The sequence below is a fragment of the Erythrobacter sp. R86502 genome (genome assembly GCF_042466465.1).
Lineage (GTDB): Bacteria > Pseudomonadota > Alphaproteobacteria > Sphingomonadales > Sphingomonadaceae > Erythrobacter.
This window is the reverse complement of the sequence record NZ_JAXHCJ010000001.1, coordinates 2889515-2912636: the sequence shown is the minus strand read 5'-3', so window position 1 is coordinate 2912636 and position 23122 is coordinate 2889515. Positions and strand designations below refer to the sequence as shown.

Sequence of the window (23122 nt, the reverse complement as noted above, 5' to 3'; positions counted from 1 at the left end):
TGCGTCATAACGTGCGGATGATGCCGGAGAAATCCGTCGCGGCGTTATCCTTGGCAAAGGCTTCGTAGATCGCGCGGGCGTGTTCGCCCAGTTCGACTTTCGCGCCTGCTGCTTGCGCCGCTTCGATCGCCAGACGCAAATCCTTGAGCATCAAACCCGCAGCAAACCCGCCTTGGTAGTCGTTGTCGGCGGGGGTCACCGGACCGACGCCGGGGACGGGGCAATAAGAGGTCATCGACCAGTTCTGGCCCGATGAAACGCTCGAAATATCGTAGAAGGTCTGCGCGTCCAGCCCCAGCTTTTCGGCCATCGCAAAGGCCTCGCAGGTGCCGATCATGTGTATCGCCAGCAGCATGTTGTTGCAGATCTTGGCCGCCTGCCCGGTGCCCGCGGCCCCTGCATGGATCACCGCCTTGCCCATCGCATCGAGGATTGGCTGGGCGCGGGCAAATGCTTCGTCGCTACCGCCGACCATGAAGGTCAGCGTGCCGCCATTGGCCGCCGCGATCCCGCCCGAGACCGGCGCATCGACCATCTGATAACCGCCTGCCTCGGTGCGTTCGATCACGGCGCGCGCGGTGGCGACATCGATGGTCGAACAATCGAGCAGGATCGCGCCTTGCGGGGCGTGGCCGATCACGTCGTTTGCGTAAACCGCCTCCACGATCGCGCCATTGGGCAGCATCGAGACGACCGCCTCGGCGCCTTGGCAGGCATCTTTCGCCGTGTCGAAGGTGGCGCAGCCCGCCTCACGCGCAGCGGCGAGAGCGGCCTCGCTGAGGTCGAAGGCGCGCACGTCATGCCCCGCCTTGACCAGATTGGCGGCCATCCCGCCGCCCATGTTACCGAGGCCGATAAAGGCGATTTTCATTTTAAACCTGCTTTCGCAAAAAGACCGTAGGTGCTGACAGCAAGCAGCGTAAGGCCGAAAATCACCGCCCTTTCCACTGCCCTTCCCGCTTTTCGATGAAGGCGGCCATGCCCTCGGCCTTGTCCTCGCTCGCGGTCAGGATCTGGAAGATCCGGCGTTCGACGATCAACCCCTGATCCAGCGTCATTTCGAACGCCGCATTGACCATTTCCTTGTTCGCGATCGTCGCCATCGGCGGCATCGCGGCAATGGCAGCAGCGGTCTTCATTGCCTCGGCGATCAGGTCGTCATGCGGCACCACACGGGCGACCAGGTTACTGCGCTCGGCCTCTTCGGCGCCCATCATCCGGCCCGTCAGGCACATTTCCATCGATTTCGACTTGCCGATCGCGCGGGTCAGGCGCTGGCTGCCGCCCATGCCCGGCGCCACGCCCAGCTTGATTTCGGGCTGGCCGAACTTGGCCCTGTCGGACGCGATGATGAAGTCCGCCATCATGGCAAGCTCGCAGCCGCCGCCCAGTGCAAAGCCGTTGACGGCGGCGATCCACGGCTTGCGGGTCTTCTTGACGATCTCGGCCGTCCACGGGCTGAAGAAATCCTCGAGGTAGAAATCGGCCGCCGCCTTCTCGCTCATTTCCTTGATGTCGGCGCCTGCCGCGAAGGCCTTGTCACCGCTGCCCGTCAGCACCGCGCACAGCTGCGAGCCATCGGCCTGATAGGCGGCAAAGGCGTGGATCAGCTCTTCCAGCACCTTGGAATTGAGCGCGTTCAATGCCTGCGGGCGGTTGATCGTCAGCAGCGTGACGCCGCTATGGCCTTGCGCATCGGTTTCGGCGGTGATGGTTTCGTACGTCATAGGGGCTTCCATTCCTCATCGGCGGGCAGCGGCGCGAAAATCGCGGCGAGCAAATGTTCGCTTACGTCTTCTGGCGTGGCCGGATTCCATTTGGGATCGTTGGTCTTGTCGGTGATCACCGCGCGCACACCTTCGGCAAAATCGGGGCGGGTGAGGACGCGAGACGCGATGCGATATTCCATTGCCATGTTGTCGGCAAAATCGGTGAGCGCGACGCTCTCCGCCAGTTGCCGCAGCGCCACCTTGCAGGTCTGCGGGCTTTTGGTGCCAAGCGTATCACGCTCCTTCATCGCCCAATCGTCACCTGCATCCGCAGCCGTTTCGAGGCTGGTAAGAATGTCTTCATAGCGATCGGAAGCGAAATGTTTGGCGATCTTGTCCGCGTTCGCTTCTATCCGCGCCTTGGGCGGCGTGCCAACCGGTTCGCTGAGGATGCCCGCGATCCGATCGGGATGATCGTGGATACGGGCCTTAATGTCTTCGAGCATGGCGTGCGGCACGTAATGCGTTGCCAGTCCGGTCCACAGGCATTCAGCTCCGTCAAGCCGGGCGCCGGTCAGCGCGAGGAACTGGCCGAGCCTGCGTCCCAACCGTGAGAGATACCACCCGCCGCCGACATCAGGGAACAGGCCGATGCCGGTTTCCGGCATGGCGAAGCGAGTATTCTCGGTCGCCACGCGGAATTTCGCAGGTTGGCTGATACCAACGCCTCCGCCCATTGTGATGCCGTCCATGAAAGCCACAATCGGCTTGGCGTAGGTGAACATCTGGTGGTTGAGCTGATATTCATCGTGGAAGAACCTGCGCCCGGACACGCCGCCATCATTCAGCGCTGAATCGCGCAGAAAGGCAATATCGCCCCCCGCGCAGAAACCCCGGCCTTCGTCATGATCGACGATGATTGCCCGGATCGCATCGTCATCAGCCCACTGCGTCAGCGCCGCGCTCATCGCATGGCACATGTCGAGCGTCAGCGCATGCAGCGCCTTGGGCCGGTTGAGGCTGATATGGCCGATGGGGCCGTTGGTGCGGATCAGGACGTCGTCCGTCATGGGATCATTTCTTTCGGTTCAATCAGGTCCCAGCGATTGCCGAAAGGGTCGCTGAAGACGGCAACGATGCCATACACCTCGTGGCGCGGCTGTTCATGAAAGATCACCCCTGCTTCGACAAGCCGTGCGTGGGTTTCTGCAAAATCATCCGTGTGGGCGAAAAACGCGACCCGGCCCCCGGCCTGATTGCCGACCGCGGCAGATTGCGCTTCGGTCATCGCCTTGGCCAGTAGCAGGCGTCCGCCATTCTTCCCGCCAACCACGACCCAGCGCTTCCCGCCGCCCATATCCTTGTCCTCGATCAGGTCGAAACCCAGCGCACCGACACAGAACGCGATTCCCACATCGTAATCAGGCACCACCACCGACGCCATCGCAAGCCGCACGCCTGTCACTGCCGCAGCAGATCCCGGCCCACGACCATGCGCATGATCTGGTTGGTGCCTTCGAGGATCGAATGCACCCGCAAATCGCGCCAGAAGCGTTCGATCGGGTAGTCCTGCAAATAGCCATAGCCGCCGAACAATTGCAGCGCGCGGTCAACCACGGACGAACCATTGTCCGTAGCGAGACGCTTGGCCATGGCGGAAAAGCGCGTCTTGTCGGGCGCGTTGTCGGTCACCTTGGCCGCAGCGAGATACAAAAGCGCGCGCGCAGCCTCCAGATCGGTCGCCATATCGGCCAGCATGAATTGGGTGTTCTGGAATTCGGCGACAGCCTGCCCGAATTGCTTGCGATCCTTTGTGTACTGGATCGCTTCGTCAAGACAGCGCTGTGCCCCGCCCAGCGAACACGCGCCGATATTCAACCGTCCGCCGTCCAGCCCCATCATCGCGATGCGGAAGCCTTCGCCTTCACCGCCAACAAGGTTTTCGGCCGGTACCCGCACGTCTTCAAGGATGAGCTGTGCGGTTGGCTGCGAATGCCAGCCGAGCTTCTTCTCATTCGCGCCAAAGCTGACTCCGGGCATATCCTTTTCGATGATCATGCACGAAATGCCCTTCGGCCCGTCTTCCCCCGTGCGAACCATCACGGCGTAAATCTCGTTCGCGCCGGCGCCCGAGATGAACTGCTTTGTCCCGTTCAAAATGAAATAGTCGCCATCGCGCCGCGCGGTGGTACGCAGCGCGCTGGCATCCGACCCACTTGACGGTTCGGTCAGGCAGTAGCTGGCGATCTTGTCCATGGTCACCAGGTCAGGCAGATACTTGGCCTTCACCGCATCGCCGCCAAACCGATCGATCATCCACGCGGCCATGTTATGAATCGAGATGAAGGCGCTGGTCGACGGGCAGCCATAGGCCATCGCTTCCATGATCAGTGCAGCTTCCAGCCGTCCGAGGCCAATTCCACCCGATTGTTCGGACACATAGATGGCGCCAAAACCCAATTCAGCGCTGCGCTGTATCGTCTCCTTGGGGAAAATGTGCTTTTCGTCCCATTCCGCCGCGAACGGCGTAATCTGGTCGGCGGTGAAACGTTGAGCGACCTCGCGGATGGCGAGCTGGTCGTCGGTGAGCTGAAATTGTCCGTGCATGATCGGGTCTCTAGCCGCCTCTGGCGCCCTCGGAAAGAGCAGCGATCTGGCCTGACCATGGAAATTTGTCAGGCCAACGCATTCGTGCCAAATCCGCAATCGAAGACAAGGCGTATGTGTCAGATGCCAGAGACAGTCCCTACCCTCATTTGTGTTTACAACGCTGATGGCGACCCGGTGTCGACAATTGTCGATTTCGTGCACAAAATTGTCGCGCCGGCAACATATCCGTGTTCACTCTGCGCCTTGACGTATGGGCATTTCTCGATGCGGCGTGAATGGCGCAGCTTCATCGAAAATTGCGGGATACCGGTGAAATTTCTCTATCGCGATGAATTTCGCGCCGATCTGGAACCGCGCAACATTGCCTTGCCTGTCATCCTGCTGGGGTGGGGAGCACCTCAACCTGAAGTGCTCGTCAGCGCGGCCGAGCTGAGCGCCTTGTCAGATGTAACCGAACTTATGGCTTTGGTGCAATCTCGCCTTGCCTTGCAGAAACCTTAGTCAGCAGCTCTCAGATAGGCTGGCACATGTCTGCCTTTCCGACCTGCGCGGCTGCTGCAAATTGTGCAGCGTCTGGGGCAAGACGGCGGATCAGGACGACCCCAGTGGTCGTTGGACTGACGATCGCGCCCTTGCCAGCTTTACTACCCGGAGGCAGCAACTGGACGCCGACAACTGGGCCGTCCCCCCTAATGGTCGCAAAATTGTCGGTCTCGGCATCGAAAAACGCAAGCGACTGGTATCCGCGCCAAGGTTGCATTCGCAGATGCAGTCCGTTGCGCGCTTTGCTCAGATCATAACGGCACAATGCATAATAAAGGTCGGGCGAGGATCGCACCACGCTTTGCGTCTGGGGTGTAATCCGTTCGGGCGTCGTGAAACGGTGAAGCGCCACGCCACGTTCTTCGAGGAGATCAAGCGCGCGAGTCATGATGATGCCGGGCGTAAGCTGCAAGGTCAGTATATGGGTAACGACCGTCATTAGAGCCACAGCCAGCAGCGGGCCGATCCAGCGTCTCATGCGGCGTCCTGACATGCGATACGTACGATCTGCGGAGGGTCTAACGTTTCCGATGGATCGTTGAGCAAAGCTGCGTGGGGCATATAAATCCGAAGCGTCAGATCAAAATTTCCAGCGGCCCGGCTGGAAATCCAGTGCGCGGCGCCTTCAGGTTGCTGGGGCGCGATCACCGATTCCCACCGACCATCGCCCGCCCGTTCGGCATCAATGCTGAGTGCCCCGTCAGTATTATCAGGGAGCATGCTAGAATGGTCGTAAAGCGTTACCGACCACCATCCCCCTGGCATCGGACCGCCCGATAACCGATAGCTGCACCCTTCCCGCAACGGCGCGCCCGACTGATCCGTCGAACGCGTAAAATACACAGCCTCTGTTTTTGCGAGTGCCAGCAGGCCATGACGTGCAACGCGAGCACGCGTGTATGGGTCTGCCGCCCTAGATCCGATTGCAAAATCACTGTGCCAGCCGCCAACATCGATGTTGCCTGACGCAAGATTAGGTCCGGTGGGCCCCAGGCCCGCCATCCAAAGCGCGCTACACACGCCAAAAAGACTGCCAGCCGTCACGGCGCCGAAATAGACGAGAGCCCTGCGTATCAATGGCGTATTCCTACCTGATCAGCCGCCATCCCTACGTCAATTTCGGCCATATGACCTACGGACACGTTCTGGCTGCCGAGCACCGGAGCAGGAGTTCAACCGCATGTAATTTCAGAAACTTTCATGTCTTTGCCGTAACGCACGTTCACGCGGTCTTCACGATAGTCCATTGTCCAGGCCGCATTTGGCGGTCCCCAACGTAAGGTTCGCGCACCGCTTACACGCAAGATCGCTTCACCGGAGGATTGGCTTGCATCGCGTCCGACATAAGATTGCGCAGGTTCGGCTTCGCAAACCATCGGAACCGGCGGCGGCGAAACGCCATCGACTTCACCACTGCCACTGTCGCTGACATTTACGACGCACCCGGAAAGGCTGAAAAGTGTAATGGCCGCGAATGTCGCTGCTTGCCCGGACTTCTTCATGTTTTAATCCTTTCATGCCCGTGACAGGTTTGATCCTGCCCTCCGACACGAAAGGGTATCAGCCCAATGCACATGTGAGAAGTGCTTCAAGAACCAGAGAATCAGGCTGCACACACGATCGTTGCAGAAGCCGTCAAGGCCGCTGCTTTTTGCGCTAGATCGTCAGCCTTCATCGGACGGCCGATAAAGTATCCTTGTGCATAGTCACAACCGATGTTTTCGAGAAAGGCCAGACACCCCGCCTCTTCGATCCCCTCTGCCACGACCTTCAGCCCGAGCTCATGCGCCAGCTGCACGGTAGACCGCACCAGCATGGCATCGCCGCGATCCACATGAGCATTGGCGACAAACATGCGGTCGATCTTGAGTTCCGACAAAGGCAGCAACTTGAGGTAATTCAGCGCAGATTGCCCCGTGCCGTAATCATCCATCGAAATGCGGATACCTGCGTCCTTGAACCGCCTTAGCGTGGCGACGGCCTTTTCGGTATCCTCGAATTGCGCGCTTTCCGTAACTTCGAACGTTACAAGCTGTGTCGGAACACCTGCGTTGCGCACCAGAGCCAAAGCGCGAGCGGAAAAGCTGTCCGACGTTAGCAGGCCAGCCGAGATATTCACGGCAGCCCCGATCGCCAGGCCCCGTTCCTGCCAAATACGCATATCGGTGAGCGATCGGGCAAGAACCGCCAGCGTCAGGTCGTCAATTCGGCCAGCCTCTTCGAACAGCGGAATGAAGCAATCAGGCGGAAGCATACCGCGATCGGGATGTTTCCAGCGAACCAGCGCTTCGACGGCGTCTATTGTCTGGGTCCTGAGATTGAGTTTGGGCTGATAAAGTACCGAAATACCGCCACTGTGCAGCGCCGCTTCCAGTTCACCCAACAAGGAAAACTGTTGCGATGCCGCCTCACCCTCGTCCGCGTCGTGCAGACGCCAGACTTTGTTTGTCCGTTTCGCAACAGCCGCAGCATGCGCGGCGTGAATGGGTGGATCGATACCGCGCTGATCGGCGACACCGAAGGTCAGCGACACGCCAAGCCTGCGGCCATCGATTTCGAAAGGGCTGCGCATAAGAGCACGTAATCCGGCAAGCTGAGCCTCAATTTCGTCGATCGGTAGCGAAGTCGACCAGACGAGAGTACGATCTTCGGTGCGATAGATCTTACCGCTTCCGCCTGCGACCTGCAGCCGTTCGGCAATTCGCCGCAGAAGCTGTCCCAGACTTCCTCCTTCAAGCGCCAATTGCAGCCCGGCAAAGTCATCAATTTGCGCCGCGATAAAAAAGCGATCGTGCGGACTGTGGGGCCGAGCATCGAGAGCCAGACGGTTGGGCAGCCCGCTTTCAACATCAACTTGCATCCTCAGGGCAGCAAACCGGTGTGACAACACACCGTACCGCACAGCGCCTGCTCCGATCAGTAAAGCCAGCGATGGCGCAACCTCGAACCAGAGATCTGCAGCCAGACGCGCTGTAAGCCACACTGTAACTATGCCAAGCATCGCAACGGCAGTGCGGACCAGCACAGCGCGCCGGCGCCGTGCGCGCAGCAATGCAAGCGACAGGACTGCGGCGACAAGCAGCGGCAACCGCCATGACCCATAAATCGGCACACCGTCAGCCAGCGTTTCTGCCGCCAGCGCCTGAATGACAACACCGGGGATAACGCCATTGCGCGGTACGGCATATCGATCGCCTATTTCGATGGCCGATGCACCGATGATGACGTCCTTGCCCTTCAGACTTCCAGGCGGGATCATCCCATTTTCGATCGCAACAAAGCTGTGACGCGGTATCGTTGCAGGATCGATTGCAAAATCAATCGGGAAGTGTTCACCGACCGCGCCCGATCGGCCTGCGACGAATGTGGACAGCGAAGGACGGGCGGTCGCGCCCGTTACCGTACCAAACGGCAACCGGCGAACCATGCCGTCAGGATCAGGAGCGACGGAGACAGAGGCGAGATGCGCATGTTCGCGCAATTCGGGGATGGGCAGCGAATCGAGCTGACGTTTGTCGTCCGAACTGGCTCTTTGCGCGAACGTCGGAAGCGCAATTGGCGCATGGGCATTGGCAATCGCAAGGGCAAAGGCGCGATCCCCTGCGGCATCGCCATGGCCCGAAAAGTCGACATCAAAACTGATCGAGCGCACACCAGCTGCATCGAGCGCTGTCACGGCTCTTGCGTAGTGGTCCCGCGGCCATGGCCACCGCTGGATCGCAGCGATGCTGGCAGCATCCATTTCCACAACATGCACTTGCCCACTGGCTTCGCGGCTGAGCAAATTGAAGCTCAGTTCCGTCAGACGATCTTCAGCCGGGCGGAACACGCCGGTCATCGCAACTACAGCGACCAGCATGACCAATGCGGTCACCATCAATCCGCCAGTCAGGTGCGAATCGCGCTGCTGGGAAAAAAAGCGGGCGAAGATCACACAGGGTTCCGCTGCGGCATCACAGTCGCATCACCGTGATTTGCGATGCGATTAGCGATCAACAACCTGGCCCCCACGCTTACCGTGGCCGCGGCCGCCTTCCCCATTTCCTCCACCGAAACCGGGAGACCGTCCTGCACGACCAACACTGATGCTACCGGCCTGACCAGCATCCAGACCGCGATCATCGTCGTCGTCCTTGCCGTCCTTGCCGTCCTTGCCGCCCTTGCCGTCCTTGCCGTCCTTGCCGTCCTTGCCGTCCTTGTCGTCCTTGTCGTCCTTGTCGTCCTTGTCGTCCTTGCCGTCCTTGTCGTCCTTGTCGTCCTTGTCGTCCTTGTCGTCCTTGTCGTCCTTGTCGTCCTTGCCGTCCTTGCCGTCCTTGTCGTCCTTGTCGTCCTTGCCGTCCTTGCCGTCCTTGCCGTCCTTGCCGTCCTTGCCGTCCTTGTCGTCCTTGCCGTCCTTGCCGTCCTTGCCGTCCTTGCCGTCCTTGCCGTCCTTGTCGTCCTTGCCGTCCTTGTCGTCCTTGCCGTCCTTGCCGTCCTTGTCGTCCTTGCCGTCCTTGCCGTCCTTGCCGTCCTTGCCGTCCTTGTCGTCCTTGTCGTCCTTGCCGTCCTTGCCGTCCTTGTCGTCCTTGCCGTCCTTGTCGTCCTTGTCGTCCTTGCCGTCCTTGTCGTCCTTGCCGTCCTTGCCGTCCTTGCCGTCCTGGCCGTTGCCGTCGCCGTCGCCGTCGCCGTCGCCGTCGCCGTTGCTGTTTCCGTTCTCGTTGCCGTTTCCGGTTCCGGTTCCGGTTCCGGTTCCGTCGCCGTTCGCATTGCCGTTTCCGTTGCCGGAGCCAGAACCGTCGCCACAGCTAGCCGCGGTGCAGGCTCCATTGTCATTGCCGCGCCCGCCGGAGTTGCCAAAACCTGACGCGTCGCCCCGGCCAGAGTTGTCGGCCACCACGACCGCTGCTTGCACGGCGACCTCGCCCGACACGAAACCGTTCGAATATCCGCCGAGATCACCAGGTGTGCTCACGATGGCGCTTTCAATCCGTACCGGCACAGGGTCTGACAATGCGGCAGGTTGCGCTGTGGCTGGGGACGCAGCGGCCGGCGCCGATCCATTAACCGGACGTGCGGGCGAATCGAGCACGCGCCGCCCCTCACCTTCAACAACCATGCGCAGCGGATCACCCGCCGCAATCATTGCAACCGCGCCAGGACGGATCAATTCGCGCACACCGCCATCGTTCGTGGCTGCCTCAACCGCACCTTCGGTGACCTGAAGGCTCGCGCCATCCTTGCCGACAGTAATCACGAAGGTCGTGCCCTTCACCACAGCAGCCAAATAAGGAGTTTCGACCGCGAAATGCGGATTGGGCTGCTTGCCGATGTTGAACAGTGCGCTGCCATAGTCTTGGATAATCTGCACAATCCCGCGTTCGCGCGCTGCCGCAGGAATACGGAGCTGTGCATTCTGACGCATGGTGACAAACTCGCGTCCGCGTACAAGCACCGCCGAAGATCGCGCCTCAGTGCGCACGATGGCGCCGGGCACAAGATCGGATCCCACCTTCACAGAACGCTGGCCCCGTGCATCAGTGACGATAACGGTCCCCTTTGCCTCGCTGATCGTCCACCCGCTGGATTGCGCCACTGCAACCGTGCTGCCGAAAAAAAGCAAAATCAGGGGCAGTAAAAGGTGTGTCAGTGAGCGCATATCAATCTCCGAGAGAACGCCATTAGAGATGAGCTGCGCAAATCCAGTTTATGCAGATGGTTAACAGAATATTGCACTGAATATTGGTTAACTTTTGTAGCCTAGGGATCGCGTGAGCTACAAAGTCGAGGGCCCGTGCCGATACTTGATCATCTTAGTAAAGGTTTAATCGCAAGCCTGCTGCTGACCACGCATTCACTGGCTGCGCAAAATGCACTGGATCGAACAAATCTGCCCGGGCAAATTTCCCGTGAGGACATGACCTTACCGTCCCAGCCTGCGTCACTAACACCTGCCCAGGCAGAGCCCGATAGCAAGCCGCGGGACGACGCGAATGCGGCGGCGCTCGATATCAGCGCAATCCTTTTGGACGGACTGACAACGATGACGCGTCAGGATTTTGCCGGGGTGATCGAGCCCTTTGCAGGGCGTACGCTCGACAGTTCTGACCTTACTCGTCTGACCGACGCCGTTGCCGCAAAAGCGCGGGCTGAGGGATATATTCTTGCCACTGCCTGGATCCCACAACAGACCTTGATGGCAGGGGTGCTTCGTGTGCAGATCGACGAAGGCTTCATTGATGCGGTGCGGATCGAGGGAACCGATGATCCCGCGGTAAGGCGGCAGATTGCGCAATTGATCAATGGCCGCCCTTTGACGCTCAAGGAACTGCAAAGACAGGTGTTGTTAGCTGACGACATCCCCGGTGTGTGGATCCGCAGCACGCGTTTCGAACAGGATGGCAAGAAACGTGTGCTTGTTGTGGATGCTGGCCGCGGAGACGCAAGTGGCAGCTTACTGATTGCCAGCGATGGCACAAAGCCACTGGGGCCCATTCGCGCTCGAATCGACTTTGATGCCAATGGTTTGTTGTCGCCGCGCGACAAGATCGACCTGAGCTTTTCGGCGACGCCGCTCGAACCGGATGAGCTGGCCTTTTTCAGCACGCGCTATACCGTGATTGTCAATGATTACGGCACCAGTGTGGGTGCGTTCGGTTCCTATTCGCGCACAGAACCCGGGGCCTATCTGTCTGACCGCGAACTGCTGGGCAAGGCCTGGCAAACCGGCATCCGGGTACGACATCCTGTGTTGCGTACACAGGATCGCAGCCTATGGTTGGAAGCTAGCGGCGAACTTCAGAACCTGACGCAAGACAGGTCCGGAAGCCTTGCCCGCCATGACCGGATCGCGCTGGCACGGCTTGGCTTCTATGGGTTTGGCCCCTTGGCAGGTGGCACCCTTCAGGGCCGAGCGACGATCAGCCAAGGCCTCAATATTCTCGGCGCGACAGGCATTGCTGATCCACAAGCCTCACGATTTGATGCCGAGCCCGATTTCACCACCCTGTCATGGTGGCTGAACTGGCGGCAAGCCATCGCCCCCCGCATCAGCTTGTCGCTGGCAACCATCGGGCAGATTTCAACGGCACCGCTTCTGATCGGCGAAAGCTTCGCTTTGGGAGGCACGGACTTTCTGCGTGGATATGATTTCGCCCAGCGCGTTGGCGACGAAGGCGTCGCGGGGCTGGCGGAGCTCCGCTACGACTGGCCCAGGCCGCTTGGCGCTGCGCAGCGCATGCAGCTTTATGCGTTCGCCGATGGCGGAACCGTTTCGAACCTTGCCGACGGTCTGGGCAGCGGCTCCCTCGCATCAAGCGGAGCAGGGCTTCGCACCGACATAACCCGTGACCTTGATCTTGATCTCGAAATCGCAGTGCCGCTGACAGAGGACCGGTACGATACAGGAGATAACAGCCCGCGCATCAACGTAAGAGTCAGTCAGTCCTTCTGAGCCGCACGTGGAGCGAGCAATCAATCTTTGTGTTTGTCGAGTTCATCACCCGTAATGCTGACAACGTGCAGCAGATTGGTTGCACCCGGGGTTCCGAAAGGCACCCCGGCAAGAACGATCAACTTTGCGCCCGCATGAGCAAACTTGTGGCGAAGCGCCATGCGCTTGCCTTTGCCGATCATTTCTTCAAAACTGCCGATATCCTTTGTGACCACGGCATGCGCGCCCCACAACAGAGCCATGCGCCGCGCCGTACGCGTTGAAGGCGTGAGCACAAGCACCGGTGTCGCGGGACGTTCGCGAGCGACCCGTCGTGCAGTCGATCCACTTGCAGTAAAGACCGTAATCGCACTGATGGGAACCGTATCGGCGATTGTCATACAGGCATGGGCCAGCGCGTCCGACGTGGTGGCATCGGGCGGCGTATCAAGGAAGCGGACACGCGCCATATATCCCTCATCGCGTTCGACCTGAACAGCGATCCGATCCATCATGGCAACCGATTCTTCCGGCCACGCGCCTGCTGCGCTTTCAGCCGAAAGCATAACCGCGTCTGCCCCATCATAGACCGCGTTTGCCACGTCTGAGACCTCGGCACGCGTCGGGGTCGGCGCCTCGATCATCGATTCAAGCATCTGTGTTGCGACAATCACCGGCTTACCGGCACGACGCGCCGCGTTGACGATCCGCTTCTGCAGTGGCGGGACTTCGTAAGGTTCCAGTTCCACGCCCAGGTCGCCGCGGGCCACCATGATGCCATCGGCAAGTTCGATGATCGAATCAAGCCTGTGAACCGCTTGGGGTTTTTCGATCTTGGCACATATCGCCGTACCGCGGGTTCCGATCAGCTTGCGCGCCTCGGCGATATCCTCGGGCCGCTGCACGAAGGACAGCCCGATCCAGTCCGCGCCATGTTCCGTGGCAAACGCCAGATCACGGCGGTCCTTCGCGGTCAGAGCGGGGATGGGTACTTCAGCGTCAGGAACATTCACGCCTTTGCGATCGGAGATTACCCCGCCCACCTCGGCGCTGCACAAGATACGGTCGCTGTCCGCTTCAAGCACCTTGAGCCGGATCTTGCCGTCGTTGATCAACAGCCGCTGGCCGCGTTCCATGATCCCGAACAATTCGGGATGTGGCAGGCAAACACGGTTTTCGTCACCAGGCGTCTCGCTGCGGTCGAGCACAAAATGACCTGAATGGCGGATCACGGCCTGACCATCCCTGAAGGTGCCAACCCGCAATTTCGGTCCTTGAAGATCAGCAAGGATAGCGATCGGCCGGGCAAACTGCTTTTCCAGCGAGCGGATCGCATGCACCGCGGCTTCGTGATCTTCGTGGGCGCCGTGGCTCATGTTGAGCCGGAAGGCATCTGCGCCGGCGCGCACGAGCCGCTCCAGCATTTCTGGCGAACGGCTCGCAGGGCCAATAGTGGCAAGAATCTTGACCTTGCGGCCGCGCGGGTCGATCCGTGGCTGATCGCTTCGTGACATTTTTTTGGCTATCCCTTTTGAGGCTGGCCCTCGTTGCAGTGCGCTATGACACACCCGTTTTTCAACTCAAGGAAAAGCCGCCATGAATAGCAATGCCGATCCGCTCGATGCGCTGGATGATGTACAGGCCGCCGCGGCGTTCCGCCGGTTGGTGCGCCATCTGCGTCATCGTAATGACGCACAGAACATAGACTTGATGGGTCTCGCCGGGTTTTGCCGCAACTGTCTGGCCGACTGGATCCGCGATGCCGGTTTCGAAGGTGAGAAGGAAACCGCCCGCGAAGTGATCCACGGCATGCCGAGCGGTGAGTGGAAGGCGACCCGGCAATCACCTGCCACTGAAGAACAATTGGCGCGCATGGAAGCAAGCATTGCGAAGAACGCACAGGAATAATTCACTCTGACGGTTCAATCCGCGAAGCAGGCTGGCTATCGGGGCGGGCTACCGATTCTTTTCCGATGGAGCTCCCCCAATGGCTGACAACGCCAATTCCGCTGACGACCGCCTGCGCCTTCTGATCGAACGTATCGAACGCCTTGAAGAAGAGAAAAAGGGCATCGCTGACGACATCCGCGATGTTTACATGGAAGCCAAAGCGGTGGGTTATGACCCCAAGATCATGCGCCAGATCGTACGCCTGCGAAAGATGAAGCCCGACGACCGCAGCGAACAGGATATGCTGCTGGAGACGTACAAGAATGCACTCGGAATGGCGTAAGCTCTTTCGGAACAATACGAGCGGGGCTACGGCGTGTCCATTGCGACCGGTGATAGTGTTTCACGCATTGTCGGTCGCTTCGGCACCCTCCCCTTGCGCCGAGCGTGACCCATCCGTGGCCACGCGTTATGGCGAGCAATCCATCAAATGTTGCCTACGACGCATGCAATGAAAAGTGCGGTATCCTTTCGGGATGATACGCAGATCAACCCGTTTTCAGCGCGATACCGCCACTTTGGGCACTTCATCCGACGCTGCTCGACAGAGGCACAAGACAATCGCCATGGTCTGCAGGCGACGAAATGTCTGTGTCCACCTGTTTAAGTTCGATGCCATTGTTGACTGCCCAGATTGCAGCCTGCGTACGGTTCTGTGCGCCCAGCTTTCGCAAGATTGCCTTGACGTGCACCTTCACGGTCGCCTCGCTGATATCTAAATGGCCAGCGATGACTTTGTTGGGTGACCCAAGAATCAAAAATCGCAGTGTTTCAATCTCGCGATCGGAAAGTTGGGCGATAACTTCGCGCTCAGACAAAACGGGTAGCGAACCCCCGTTCCAGCGGCGGGGCAGGCCGGTGGCAAGCTCACTCGGCATCACCTTCTCGCCCAGGAGGACGAGCCGCAAAGACTCGATAAGCGGCTCGCAATCAATGCGCTTTACAATGTAGCCGTCCGCCCCGGCCCTGAACGTCTCGACCATCATGTCGAAATCGAAATCCGGGCTTAGTACGACCACTTTCGATTTGGGCATCGCGCGTTGCAGCTGTGTAACTTGCGCACAAACGCTATCGTCATCACAAAGATCGACAACCACTATCTGAGGCGGCTCAAGTTGAGCCTTTACGTCAATTAGTGCTGCGCAGGACCGATGCGATCCGACAACAGTGAATTCCTCGCCCTCAAGAATTCGCTTCATTCCTTCGCGCGCAAGAGCATTGTCGCTCACCACCGCGATAGGCCTAGGACGTCGATTAACCATCGTAAATCTCCCCGAGCTTTCCCCTGCGACCCGAAGACATTAATTCTTTTTGGATGACAACTTAAATGCTTACATTCGCTGTGCCATCATCAAATGGCCCAACCAGCTTAGGTTTGCACCAGTCGTTGTATGCGCTTTGTAAACCACAAGCGACTCGATTCGTCGAGTCTCAAAATCAATTGCAGTATTGCAAGCGTTTGCAGTGCGATGTGCACAGTCAGATGATCTGCCGGATAAGCATGAAGCCTTCAGCGGCAGCACGGAAAATCGTCGATCCTCTGACAGTTGCCAGCGCCCGCAGAGTTTGGAGCGATCGCTCGTCGGGAAACGGCTTCACCTGACTCTTGAAGGCTGCGAAGGCTTCAATCTTCCGTTCGATCGTTGCGCTGATGTCCAGGTAAACGTTGGGCAGGAAGGCTTCTGTAATTCCGGGCGCGGCCCAATTGGTTTCTGACAACGTCTCATAAGCCAAGATCCTTCGCGGAACGTCTTGCGCACGGGGGCGCGACGCAACCAAGGCGGCGGTGAATACCAATTGGTGATCGCGGTGCACGTCGCCGACGAAGGGGATGAAAAGCGTATCGGGCATCAAATCGCTGACGAGTTGCCCGATTGCCGCATTGATTTGCGAACCGGGCAATGTGTCGAGCGCCGCCGCAGGAAGATCAAGGAAGTGACATTGCTTCACCCCCAAGATGGTGTGCGCCGCCGAAAGCTCATCACGGACCTGATCAACCAAACTGGCGGAAAACGCCGGTTCATAGCCCTTTGTCACAATAGCAACATGCACATCCTGTCCGCTGTCCGCCAAACGTGCCATCGTCCCGCCACAACCAAGCACTTCATCATCGGGATGCGGGGCAATTACCAAAACCTTGCCAAAATGCGCGAGATCGTCGGTCATCTGCTTCCTAACACGCTGTGCAGTCGAATTGGCGAACGCCCTTGGAACTCCCAATCTTCAATCCGCAACACACCTTGCCCAGTTATGACATCCAAGTGTTCATCCGATACGGACACGACCTGTCCGATCACACCATGATAACTTTCGCTATCACGTGGGTGCGCTTTCCAGATCGTCAATCGGTTATCACCTTGATGCGTAAATGCGCCAGGGTAAGGCGCTGACACGGCCCTTATCAATCGATCAATATCGCGTGCCGGGCTGTTCCAATCGATCACACCATCTTCGGGTCGCCGGCGGGCGGCATAGGTGGCATAGACTTCATCCTGCGGATCTCGACGCGGGTTGCCTGCGGCGAGCGCCTGAAGCGCTGATCGCACCATCGCATCAAGCGCCACCATGTGCTTGTCATACAGGCTTCGCGCGGTCTCTCTCGGCGCGACATGAAAGAACCGCTGCTCTAATATGTTGCCGGTATCGACCCCTTCGTCGATCCAGAACAGCGTAGCGCCGGTAATCTTCTCATCGTTGAGCAAGGTCCAAGGCAGGACCGCCCTGCCGCGCATTCGTGGCAAAGGCGCGGGATGGTAACCGATGACCCTGCCGGGAGCGAGCTGCATGAATTCGGGACCGCAGATTTGCGACCAGCCGATCACGAAGATATAGTCTGGTTCCGCGGCAGCAATTTGCGACAGCGCGTCAAGGTCGTTAACGTTTCGCACCCTTGCAACGTCAATGTGATGGTTTGCGGCAAGCGGCTGCAGATCGACGAAATCGGAATGCCTGCCGGCCAGCTCCGGGGTCAGCGTCACCACAAGCGCAGGGATACAATTCATCTCGATCATCGCCTTGAGTGCACAGCAAGTGCTCTCGACGGCGCCCACCAATGCAATGCGCATCAGCTCATGCCGCGCCCCGGGCAATGCCCGGTGGATCGCGCTCTTCGCCCACAACGGCGTTGCTCGGCGAACGCATCCCGGGGCGCTTCCGGGATAGGCGCATCTCATCCATGAGCAACTGGTTGACCAGCTTAACGTCGTACACCGTCTCGGCTAATTCACGCGACCTGTCCGCCATAACCGCAAGCAGTTCGCGATCCTCCACCAGACGCATCATTGCTACAGCCAGGCTTTCTGCATCGCGCGGAGGAACCAGAAAGCCGTTGAATTCATCTTTCACGGCATCTCGGCAACCGGGGGTGTCGGTCGTTATCACTGCCCTGCCCGCCGCCAATGCCTCAAGGATAGTGCGCGGCAATCCTTCACGGTAATAGGTTGGCAGCACAAACACGTGGGCCTGACGCAGAAACGACGGCACGTCGTCAGTCTCGTCAATAAGCTCGATCGGATATTCGCTTTTCAGAGATACCAGATCGGCGGCATTCATGCCCGTCGGGTTGCTCAGCTCGGGCCTTCCGATCAGTGCGAACCGGCTGTCGGGATGCTGGGCAACAACGATTGCTGCAGCTTTTGCATACTCCAACACCCCCTTGTCGCGCATAAGGCGGCCAATCATCAGGAAGCGTACCGGGCCCGCTGGCAAAGCAGCCTTGGCAAACCGGTCAAGATCCACTCCGGAACCGGGTACTTGGACGATGGGGGATGTCCGATCCAAAATCCCTGCCGCAATCATGTCGGACCGATCATCAGAGTTGAAAACGAATACCCTTTCTGCCCGTTTTAACCCAGCGCGATACAAACGGCAAAACAGCCATTTCAAAACCCGTCTTTCGGATGCCGCGTCGCTAAACAGATACCCCAGCCCTGACATCAGCGCATAATACCGACCGACCCCGGCTATTCTGCAGGCAATCCCGCCGTAAATTATCGGTTTTTGGGTATAGGCCAGAACAACGTCGGGCTTTTCCTGCCAAATCAACCGAACATAAGCCGCAACTGTCTTGAGGTCTGCAAGCAGGTTGGTGCCGGTGCGATCCATCACGACCGCGCGCAGTTCGATCCCCATATCTGCCAGCTTGCCGCGCACAACGGCATCATTGTCAGGTGCAATCGCAATCACCTCATGCCCGGCGCTACGAAGAGCCTCGAGCAGTTTGCCGCGAAAATTGATCAGCGAGAACGCCAGACTGGATAACACGACGACCTTCAATGTTATCCTCCCACCGCAGCAACCGGCTGCTGTCCGAAAGACTAATGCGTCCACTTGCGACAAGAAGTAAAACGGCAATCGGTCGATTAGGCGAAAGGTCGATCAGAACACGCAAGGATAGGGGGCATGGTGAATAGGGGTAGCTCTTGTCACTTCCGAGTTGCCGCCCCCTATCCTTCTGCAACGCCAAACCCCACCTTTTTGGGCGAAGCCTGAATGCGTTTTCGCCCTTACGGCTATTGCCTTGATGAGCAAGTGCACCGCCCTGTCGCACCGACTATTCGTCACGATGCTGGGCATTCGCTCATTATCTGGAACAAGCGGAATGACGATACGGGCAACAACGATCCCTTCTCACCCGGTAGACAGGCCAGGTGCCGATAGCGCGTTTGTCGGATTCGACGATGGCGCGGGTCGGCTGACCCGGCTGTCGCGTTATTGCGCGGCAAAACTTGGCATTGCGAATGCCTTCCGATGGCGGCGGATCTTTCGATTGGTCGGCGTAATGGGGCTCGATTTTGTAGCACTTGCGGCGTCGTTGGCAGTGCTTTTCCCGTTAATCCAGCAGCTTCAACTATCAGGCGGCTATCGTGTTGCTCCCGCACTGCTTGTTATTTCAGTAGCGGCGGCAGGCGTTGCGATCTTATTCTTTGGCGGCCTGTACCGGAGAAGCTGGCGATTCACCTCTCTCGCTGACTGCCTGACAATGGGAGTGAACGTCGCGGTCGCATTGGTTGCGATTTGGTTTGGCATCTGGTGGAGTGCAGAAGCACGCAATCCGGACCTGATTTTGCTGGTCGGACTATCACATTTTGCGCTCGCATTTGTCGCCATGCAGATGCTGCGCGTTTCTCGGCGCGCGTCCCGTCGGCTACCGCTTCGTCGATTAGCTAGCCGCAGTTCTACGGGAGAAACCCTCAACCGCGAACGGGTTCTGCTCGTGGGTCGCGCAGACTGGGTGGAAGCGATTGTGCGGATAACCCGGACGGATACCAAATCTCCCATCATGATTGTGGGCGCGCTTCTGCCCGAAGCCGACGGGCCTATACGTCAGATCCATGGCGTTCCGGTGCTTGGATTTCCCGAGCATGTGATCACCGCCGTGCTTGCGCTCGAACAGAGGGATCGCCGCCCCGATACGGTGATGATCTGCGATGATGCAGTCAATCTGAGCGCGCGTGCCATAGCCTTGGTCCGCAGGCGAGCACGCGACCTCGGCATCAAGATCGTGCGCGTGGGTGACGATTGGGGGCACTTGCTTGGGCGCACGAATACGTCTGCCATCGATAATCTTTCGACCGCAAAATTGCTGGAGCGATGCGAATTTGAACTTCGCGAAGGCGCAATTTCGCAGCAGATCGCCGGAGAATCGGTGCTTGTAACCGGTGCTGGCGGGACCATCGGCGGCGAATTGGCGAGGCAGCTTGCAGCCTTTAGGCCGGGTAAGCTCGTCCTGCTCGATAACAACGAGTTCAACCTCTACAAGATCGAGCAGCAGATCAGGGAAAGCCACCCTACTATCCCGGTGTTCATGTCGCTTTGCGATGTTCGCAACCTGTCCGAGGTCAAGCGAGTTTTTATCAAGCATGAACCGTCCATTGTGTATCACGCAGCGGCAATCAAACATGTGCCGATCGCTGAAGCGAATGCCTGCGCCAGTGCACACACGAACATCATCGGCAGCAAGAATATCGCCGACGCTCTGTGCGAATTCGGTGCAAAGGCGATGGTTCAGGTCAGCACCGATAAAGCGGTCAACCCCGTCGGGATCATGGGGGCGAGCAAGCGCGTTGGCGAGCTTTATGCGCAATCGCTGGATCTGTGTGGCGTTGACGATCCCGATGCCCCTCGTTTCATGACAGTGCGGTTCGGCAATGTGCTAGGTTCATCGGGGTCAGTGGTTCCCCTGTTCACAGCGCAGCTGCTGGCCGGTGGTCCGGTCACCGTGACCCATCCCGATATCGAACGCTTTTTCATGACCGTGCGTGAAGCGGTGCAGCTTATTCTGGAAAGCAGTTCAAGAGCGCTTCAGGACAATGCACCGCGCGGCCGCATCATGGTTCTGGACATGGGCGAACCCGTTAAGATCGTCGACCTGGCACGACGCATGATCCGCCTTCACGGCCTTGAACCTGACGTTGATATCGAAATCGTGTTCACCGGTCTGCGCCCGGGTGAAAAGCTTTTTGAAGAGCTTTTTGACAGTTGCGAACACCAACAGGCATCATCGATCCCGGGCATCTTCGAAGCTCAGTCACATCCTATTCCTTTGCCGTTGATCACCCGCGCGATCGAGGAGATCGGCATCGAGATCGAAAAGGGGGACGAGACGAATGTTCGGCGGATTGTCCATCATCTTACCAGCCTTCCCAGCAACTCTGCCACCTTGGCCGGTTTTGTAGCCAATTCCGAAGCACTGTGGCGTCGCCAGCCTATGGCGCCCGAGGAGGTCGGTCTGTCATGATGCACCTTGCAGGTACTGCCACGCCATTCCCCGCAGTCGAAAATTCGAAGCCAACGATCGTAATGTCACGCTGGCCTCAGCACGAAGACGACGAGATTGCCGCGGTGCTTACGGTTCTGAAATCGGGGCGGGTGAACGCGCTGGTGCACGGGGACCAGACCCGCGCGTTTGAACACGAGTTCGCTGAATATATCGGAGTTCCCCACGCAATCGCCGTTAGCAATGGAACGGTTTCCCTTGAATTGGCGCTGCGGTCGCTGGGTGTTGGCCCGGGCGACGAAGTGATTGTCCCGGCGCGCAGCTTCTTTGCGACCACCAGCGCAGTCGTTGCGGTGGGTGCGAGCCCAGTATTTGCCGACGTGGATATCTCCACCCAAAATATCGATCCCGATTCGGTTCTCCGCATGATCGGCCCTCGGACCCGTGCAGTCATCTGCGTGCATCTGGCAGGTCTGCCATGCGACATGGAACGGCTCTGCGCGATTACCTCCGCCCATAAGCTTGCTCTGGTTGAGGACTGTGCACAGGCCCACGGCGCTACCTGGAATGGGCGCCCGGTCGGGTCTTTTGGCGATGCGAGCTCATTTTCGTTCTGCACGGATAAGATCATGTCGACCGGCGGGGAAGGCGGGATGCTGGCCCTGAAGGACTCAGCTGTTTGGGAAAGGGCGTGGGCGTACAAGGACCACGGCAAAAGCCCCACGCGACTGACCCAGAGTGCCCCGGGGCCAATCGGGGAATATCGTTATCTGCATGACAGTTTCGGAAGCAATTTCCGCCTGACAGAAATGCAAGCCGCGATCGGGCGCCGTCAGTTGGTGAAACTCGATCAATGGGTCGTAACCCGCCGGAACAATGCCAGCGCCCTGCTTGCCGAAGCGGTCAAGCACCCGGCGATCGTGCCTGTGTCAGCGCCACAGCAAGCCGATCACGCGTACTACAAATGTTACATCAAGCTGGATTATGATCTGCTGCCCGCCAACGTTTCACGTTCGGACATTGTAGCAGCGCTGCAGGCCCAAGGCATCGCATGCGGTAGCGGGTCGTGTCCCGACATGAGCCAAGAGAACGCCTTTGCTAACCTCACCATCCGGCGCGATGGCAATCTTCCTAATGCTGTCAAACTTGCCCGCGAGACGATCATGTTTCAGGTCGACCACACACTTACCACCGCTCAAACCGCTTGGATTGGAAGATGTCTGGCAGATGCTGTTGAAAGCTTCGCGCCCATGCAAAGATTGCCATCATGAAGCCTGAACTGGACTTCATCGTGATTGGCGCAATCAAGGCGGCAACGACGTGGTTGCAGGCACAACTCCATCACCACCCCGATCTGATTATTCCCGAAATCGAACCTCATTTTTTCACACGCGAACACGAGCGCGGATGGGACTGGTATCGATCGTTGTTTCCCCGCACCAAGGAACCCGGAACGCTGTGGGGAGAAAAAACCGCTGACTACCTTGCAAAAACCGAAGCGGCAGAACGCATACGCACCGCCTATCCCGATGCGAAACTCGTGGTCCAGTTGCGCAATCCGATTGATCGTGCGTACTCGGATTACAAAATGCTGCTTCGTCGCGGGACGATTTCGGGGCCGCCCGAAGATTATCTCAGATCGATGGACAATCCGCAGCCTCGGTTTTTGCACGATGGACTGTACGCGCAGCACCTACGCCGATGGCTGAATCTTTTCCCGCGGGAAAGCATATTGATTTTCACGTTTGATGATGTCCGCAGCCAACCCCAACAAACGCTTGAAGCGGTTTACAATCATATCGGCGCACGCAAACAAATCGATAGCGAAGTTCTGTCGCGAAAGTTCAATGATAGCGGCGAGAAACATCTGCCCCTGCGCGTTCGCAAACTTTTGAAACCGCTCAAGCCGATCGTTCGACCCTTCCGCAATTCGGCGATCTTCCAGCGGACGCATGCGCAACTTGCAGCGGAAATTAAATATCCGCCTCTGGCTGACGAAACCAGAAAAAGCCTAGCCAATTTCTATTTTCAGGACATCGAGGATTTGAGCAAAATGCTCGGGCGCGATCTAACCTATTGGATCAGGCCGGATTTGGAAGGCAAAATCGCGGGATCACTTAACAATCATTCCACCCCATCCGCCTTGTCAGCCTGACAGTACAAAACCGAACGGGAAGAGGACGT

At 58.5% G+C, this 23122-nt stretch carries 22 protein-coding genes; 7 read left to right on the top strand and 15 right to left on the bottom strand.

Annotated elements, in window-relative coordinates:
- Positions 1–4: 4 nt before the first annotated feature.
- From mmsB to SJY33_RS13885, 5 genes are all read right to left on the bottom strand, one after another.
- Positions 5–871 carry a 3-hydroxyisobutyrate dehydrogenase gene (gene mmsB, locus SJY33_RS13905; protein WP_379923371.1) on the bottom strand — a complete coding sequence of 289 codons (867 nt, stop codon included), beginning with the start codon at positions 869–871 and terminating at the stop codon, positions 5–7.
- Positions 872–932: 61 nt separating this feature from the next.
- Positions 933–1727 (bottom strand): enoyl-CoA hydratase-related protein, encoded by a 795-nt coding sequence (locus SJY33_RS13900; RefSeq protein ID WP_379923370.1) that lies wholly within the window; start codon positions 1725–1727, stop codon positions 933–935.
- Positions 1724–2779: an enoyl-CoA hydratase/isomerase family protein gene (locus tag SJY33_RS13895; protein ID WP_379923369.1), complete on the bottom strand. Its 1056-nt coding sequence runs from the start codon at positions 2777–2779 to the stop codon at positions 1724–1726. Before SJY33_RS13895 ends, SJY33_RS13900 begins: the two co-directional genes overlap by 4 nt.
- Entirely contained in the window at positions 2776–3153 is a 378-nt protein-coding gene (locus tag SJY33_RS13890; RefSeq protein ID WP_379923600.1) for a VOC family protein, read from the bottom strand. Before SJY33_RS13890 ends, SJY33_RS13895 begins: the two co-directional genes overlap by 4 nt.
- Before the next feature lie 17 nt (positions 3154–3170).
- A complete protein-coding gene (locus SJY33_RS13885) occupies positions 3171–4316 on the bottom strand; it encodes an acyl-CoA dehydrogenase family protein (RefSeq protein WP_379923368.1) in 1146 nt (381 codons plus the stop codon).
- A 57-nt stretch (positions 4317–4373) separates the two neighbouring features.
- Here SJY33_RS13885 and SJY33_RS13880 point away from each other — a divergent pair, with 57 nt between their 5' ends.
- The gene (locus tag SJY33_RS13880) at positions 4374–4820 is read left to right on the top strand and encodes a hypothetical protein (RefSeq protein WP_379923367.1); all 447 of its coding nucleotides are present in this window, start codon (positions 4374–4376) and stop codon (positions 4818–4820) included.
- Positions 4821–4830: 10 nt separating this feature from the next.
- Here SJY33_RS13880 and SJY33_RS13875 read toward each other — a convergent pair whose 3' ends face one another.
- The 5 genes from SJY33_RS13875 to SJY33_RS13855 all read right to left on the bottom strand — a co-directional run bounded on the left by SJY33_RS13875 (position 4831) and on the right by SJY33_RS13855 (position 10434).
- Entirely contained in the window at positions 4831–5340 is a 510-nt protein-coding gene (locus tag SJY33_RS13875) for a DUF1254 domain-containing protein (protein ID WP_379923366.1), read from the bottom strand.
- Positions 5337–5864: a DUF1214 domain-containing protein gene (locus tag SJY33_RS13870; RefSeq protein WP_379923599.1), complete on the bottom strand. Its 528-nt coding sequence runs from the start codon at positions 5862–5864 to the stop codon at positions 5337–5339. The genes SJY33_RS13875 and SJY33_RS13870 overlap by 4 nt, the downstream gene beginning before the upstream one ends.
- 170 nt (positions 5865–6034) lie before the next feature.
- Positions 6035–6364, bottom strand: coding sequence for an I78 family peptidase inhibitor (locus tag SJY33_RS13865; protein WP_379923365.1), 330 nt, complete (start codon positions 6362–6364; stop codon positions 6035–6037).
- 101 nt (positions 6365–6465) lie between these two features.
- Positions 6466–8796, bottom strand: coding sequence for an EAL domain-containing protein (locus tag SJY33_RS13860; protein WP_379923364.1), 2331 nt, complete (start codon positions 8794–8796; stop codon positions 6466–6468).
- Between the two features lie 51 nt (positions 8797–8847).
- On the bottom strand, positions 8848–10434 hold the full coding sequence (locus SJY33_RS13855) for a FecR domain-containing protein (RefSeq protein ID WP_379923363.1): 1587 nt from the start codon (positions 10432–10434) through the stop codon (positions 8848–8850).
- A 321-nt stretch (positions 10435–10755) separates the two neighbouring features.
- Between SJY33_RS13855 and SJY33_RS13850 the strand changes: the two genes are divergently transcribed.
- On the top strand, positions 10756–12291 hold the full coding sequence (locus tag SJY33_RS13850; protein WP_379923362.1) for a ShlB/FhaC/HecB family hemolysin secretion/activation protein: 1536 nt from the start codon (positions 10756–10758) through the stop codon (positions 12289–12291).
- Positions 12292–12311: 20 nt separating this feature from the next.
- Here SJY33_RS13850 and pyk read toward each other — a convergent pair whose 3' ends face one another.
- Positions 12312–13784, bottom strand: a complete 1473-nt coding sequence (gene pyk, locus SJY33_RS13845; protein WP_379923361.1) for a pyruvate kinase — start codon at positions 13782–13784, stop codon at positions 12312–12314.
- 82 nt (positions 13785–13866) lie between these two features.
- Here pyk and SJY33_RS13840 point away from each other — a divergent pair, with 82 nt between their 5' ends.
- On the top strand, positions 13867–14178 hold the full coding sequence (locus SJY33_RS13840) for a DUF1244 domain-containing protein (protein ID WP_379923360.1): 312 nt from the start codon (positions 13867–13869) through the stop codon (positions 14176–14178).
- Between the two features lie 79 nt (positions 14179–14257).
- A complete protein-coding gene (locus tag SJY33_RS13835) occupies positions 14258–14503 on the top strand; it encodes a DUF2312 domain-containing protein (protein WP_379923359.1) in 246 nt (81 codons plus the stop codon).
- A gap of 244 nt (positions 14504–14747) precedes the next feature.
- Here the strand turns inward: SJY33_RS13835 and SJY33_RS13830 are convergent, their stop codons facing one another.
- The 4 genes from SJY33_RS13830 to SJY33_RS13815 all read right to left on the bottom strand — a co-directional run bounded on the left by SJY33_RS13830 (position 14748) and on the right by SJY33_RS13815 (position 18483).
- Positions 14748–15449: a LuxR C-terminal-related transcriptional regulator gene (locus SJY33_RS13830; RefSeq protein WP_379923358.1), complete on the bottom strand. Its 702-nt coding sequence runs from the start codon at positions 15447–15449 to the stop codon at positions 14748–14750.
- Positions 15450–15699: 250 nt separating this feature from the next.
- Entirely contained in the window at positions 15700–16386 is a 687-nt protein-coding gene (locus SJY33_RS13825; protein ID WP_379923357.1) for a PIG-L deacetylase family protein, read from the bottom strand.
- Positions 16383–17231: a methionyl-tRNA formyltransferase gene (locus SJY33_RS13820; RefSeq protein WP_379923356.1), complete on the bottom strand. Its 849-nt coding sequence runs from the start codon at positions 17229–17231 to the stop codon at positions 16383–16385. The genes SJY33_RS13825 and SJY33_RS13820 overlap by 4 nt, the downstream gene beginning before the upstream one ends.
- Before the next feature lie 58 nt (positions 17232–17289).
- On the bottom strand, positions 17290–18483 hold the full coding sequence (locus SJY33_RS13815; protein WP_379923598.1) for a glycosyltransferase family 4 protein: 1194 nt from the start codon (positions 18481–18483) through the stop codon (positions 17290–17292).
- Between the two features lie 952 nt (positions 18484–19435).
- On the opposite strand from SJY33_RS13815, the gene SJY33_RS13810 reads away from it, so the two are divergent.
- The 3 genes from SJY33_RS13810 to SJY33_RS13800 are packed head-to-tail and all read left to right on the top strand — an operon-like array spanning position 19436 to position 23093.
- On the top strand, positions 19436–20959 hold the full coding sequence (locus SJY33_RS13810) for a polysaccharide biosynthesis protein (protein ID WP_379923355.1): 1524 nt from the start codon (positions 19436–19438) through the stop codon (positions 20957–20959).
- A complete protein-coding gene (locus SJY33_RS13805; RefSeq protein WP_379923354.1) occupies positions 20956–22209 on the top strand; it encodes a DegT/DnrJ/EryC1/StrS family aminotransferase in 1254 nt (417 codons plus the stop codon). The genes SJY33_RS13810 and SJY33_RS13805 overlap by 4 nt, the downstream gene beginning before the upstream one ends.
- A complete protein-coding gene (locus SJY33_RS13800; RefSeq protein ID WP_379923353.1) occupies positions 22206–23093 on the top strand; it encodes a sulfotransferase family protein in 888 nt (295 codons plus the stop codon). Before SJY33_RS13805 ends, SJY33_RS13800 begins: the two co-directional genes overlap by 4 nt.
- The last annotated feature ends 29 nt before the right edge of the window (positions 23094–23122 follow it).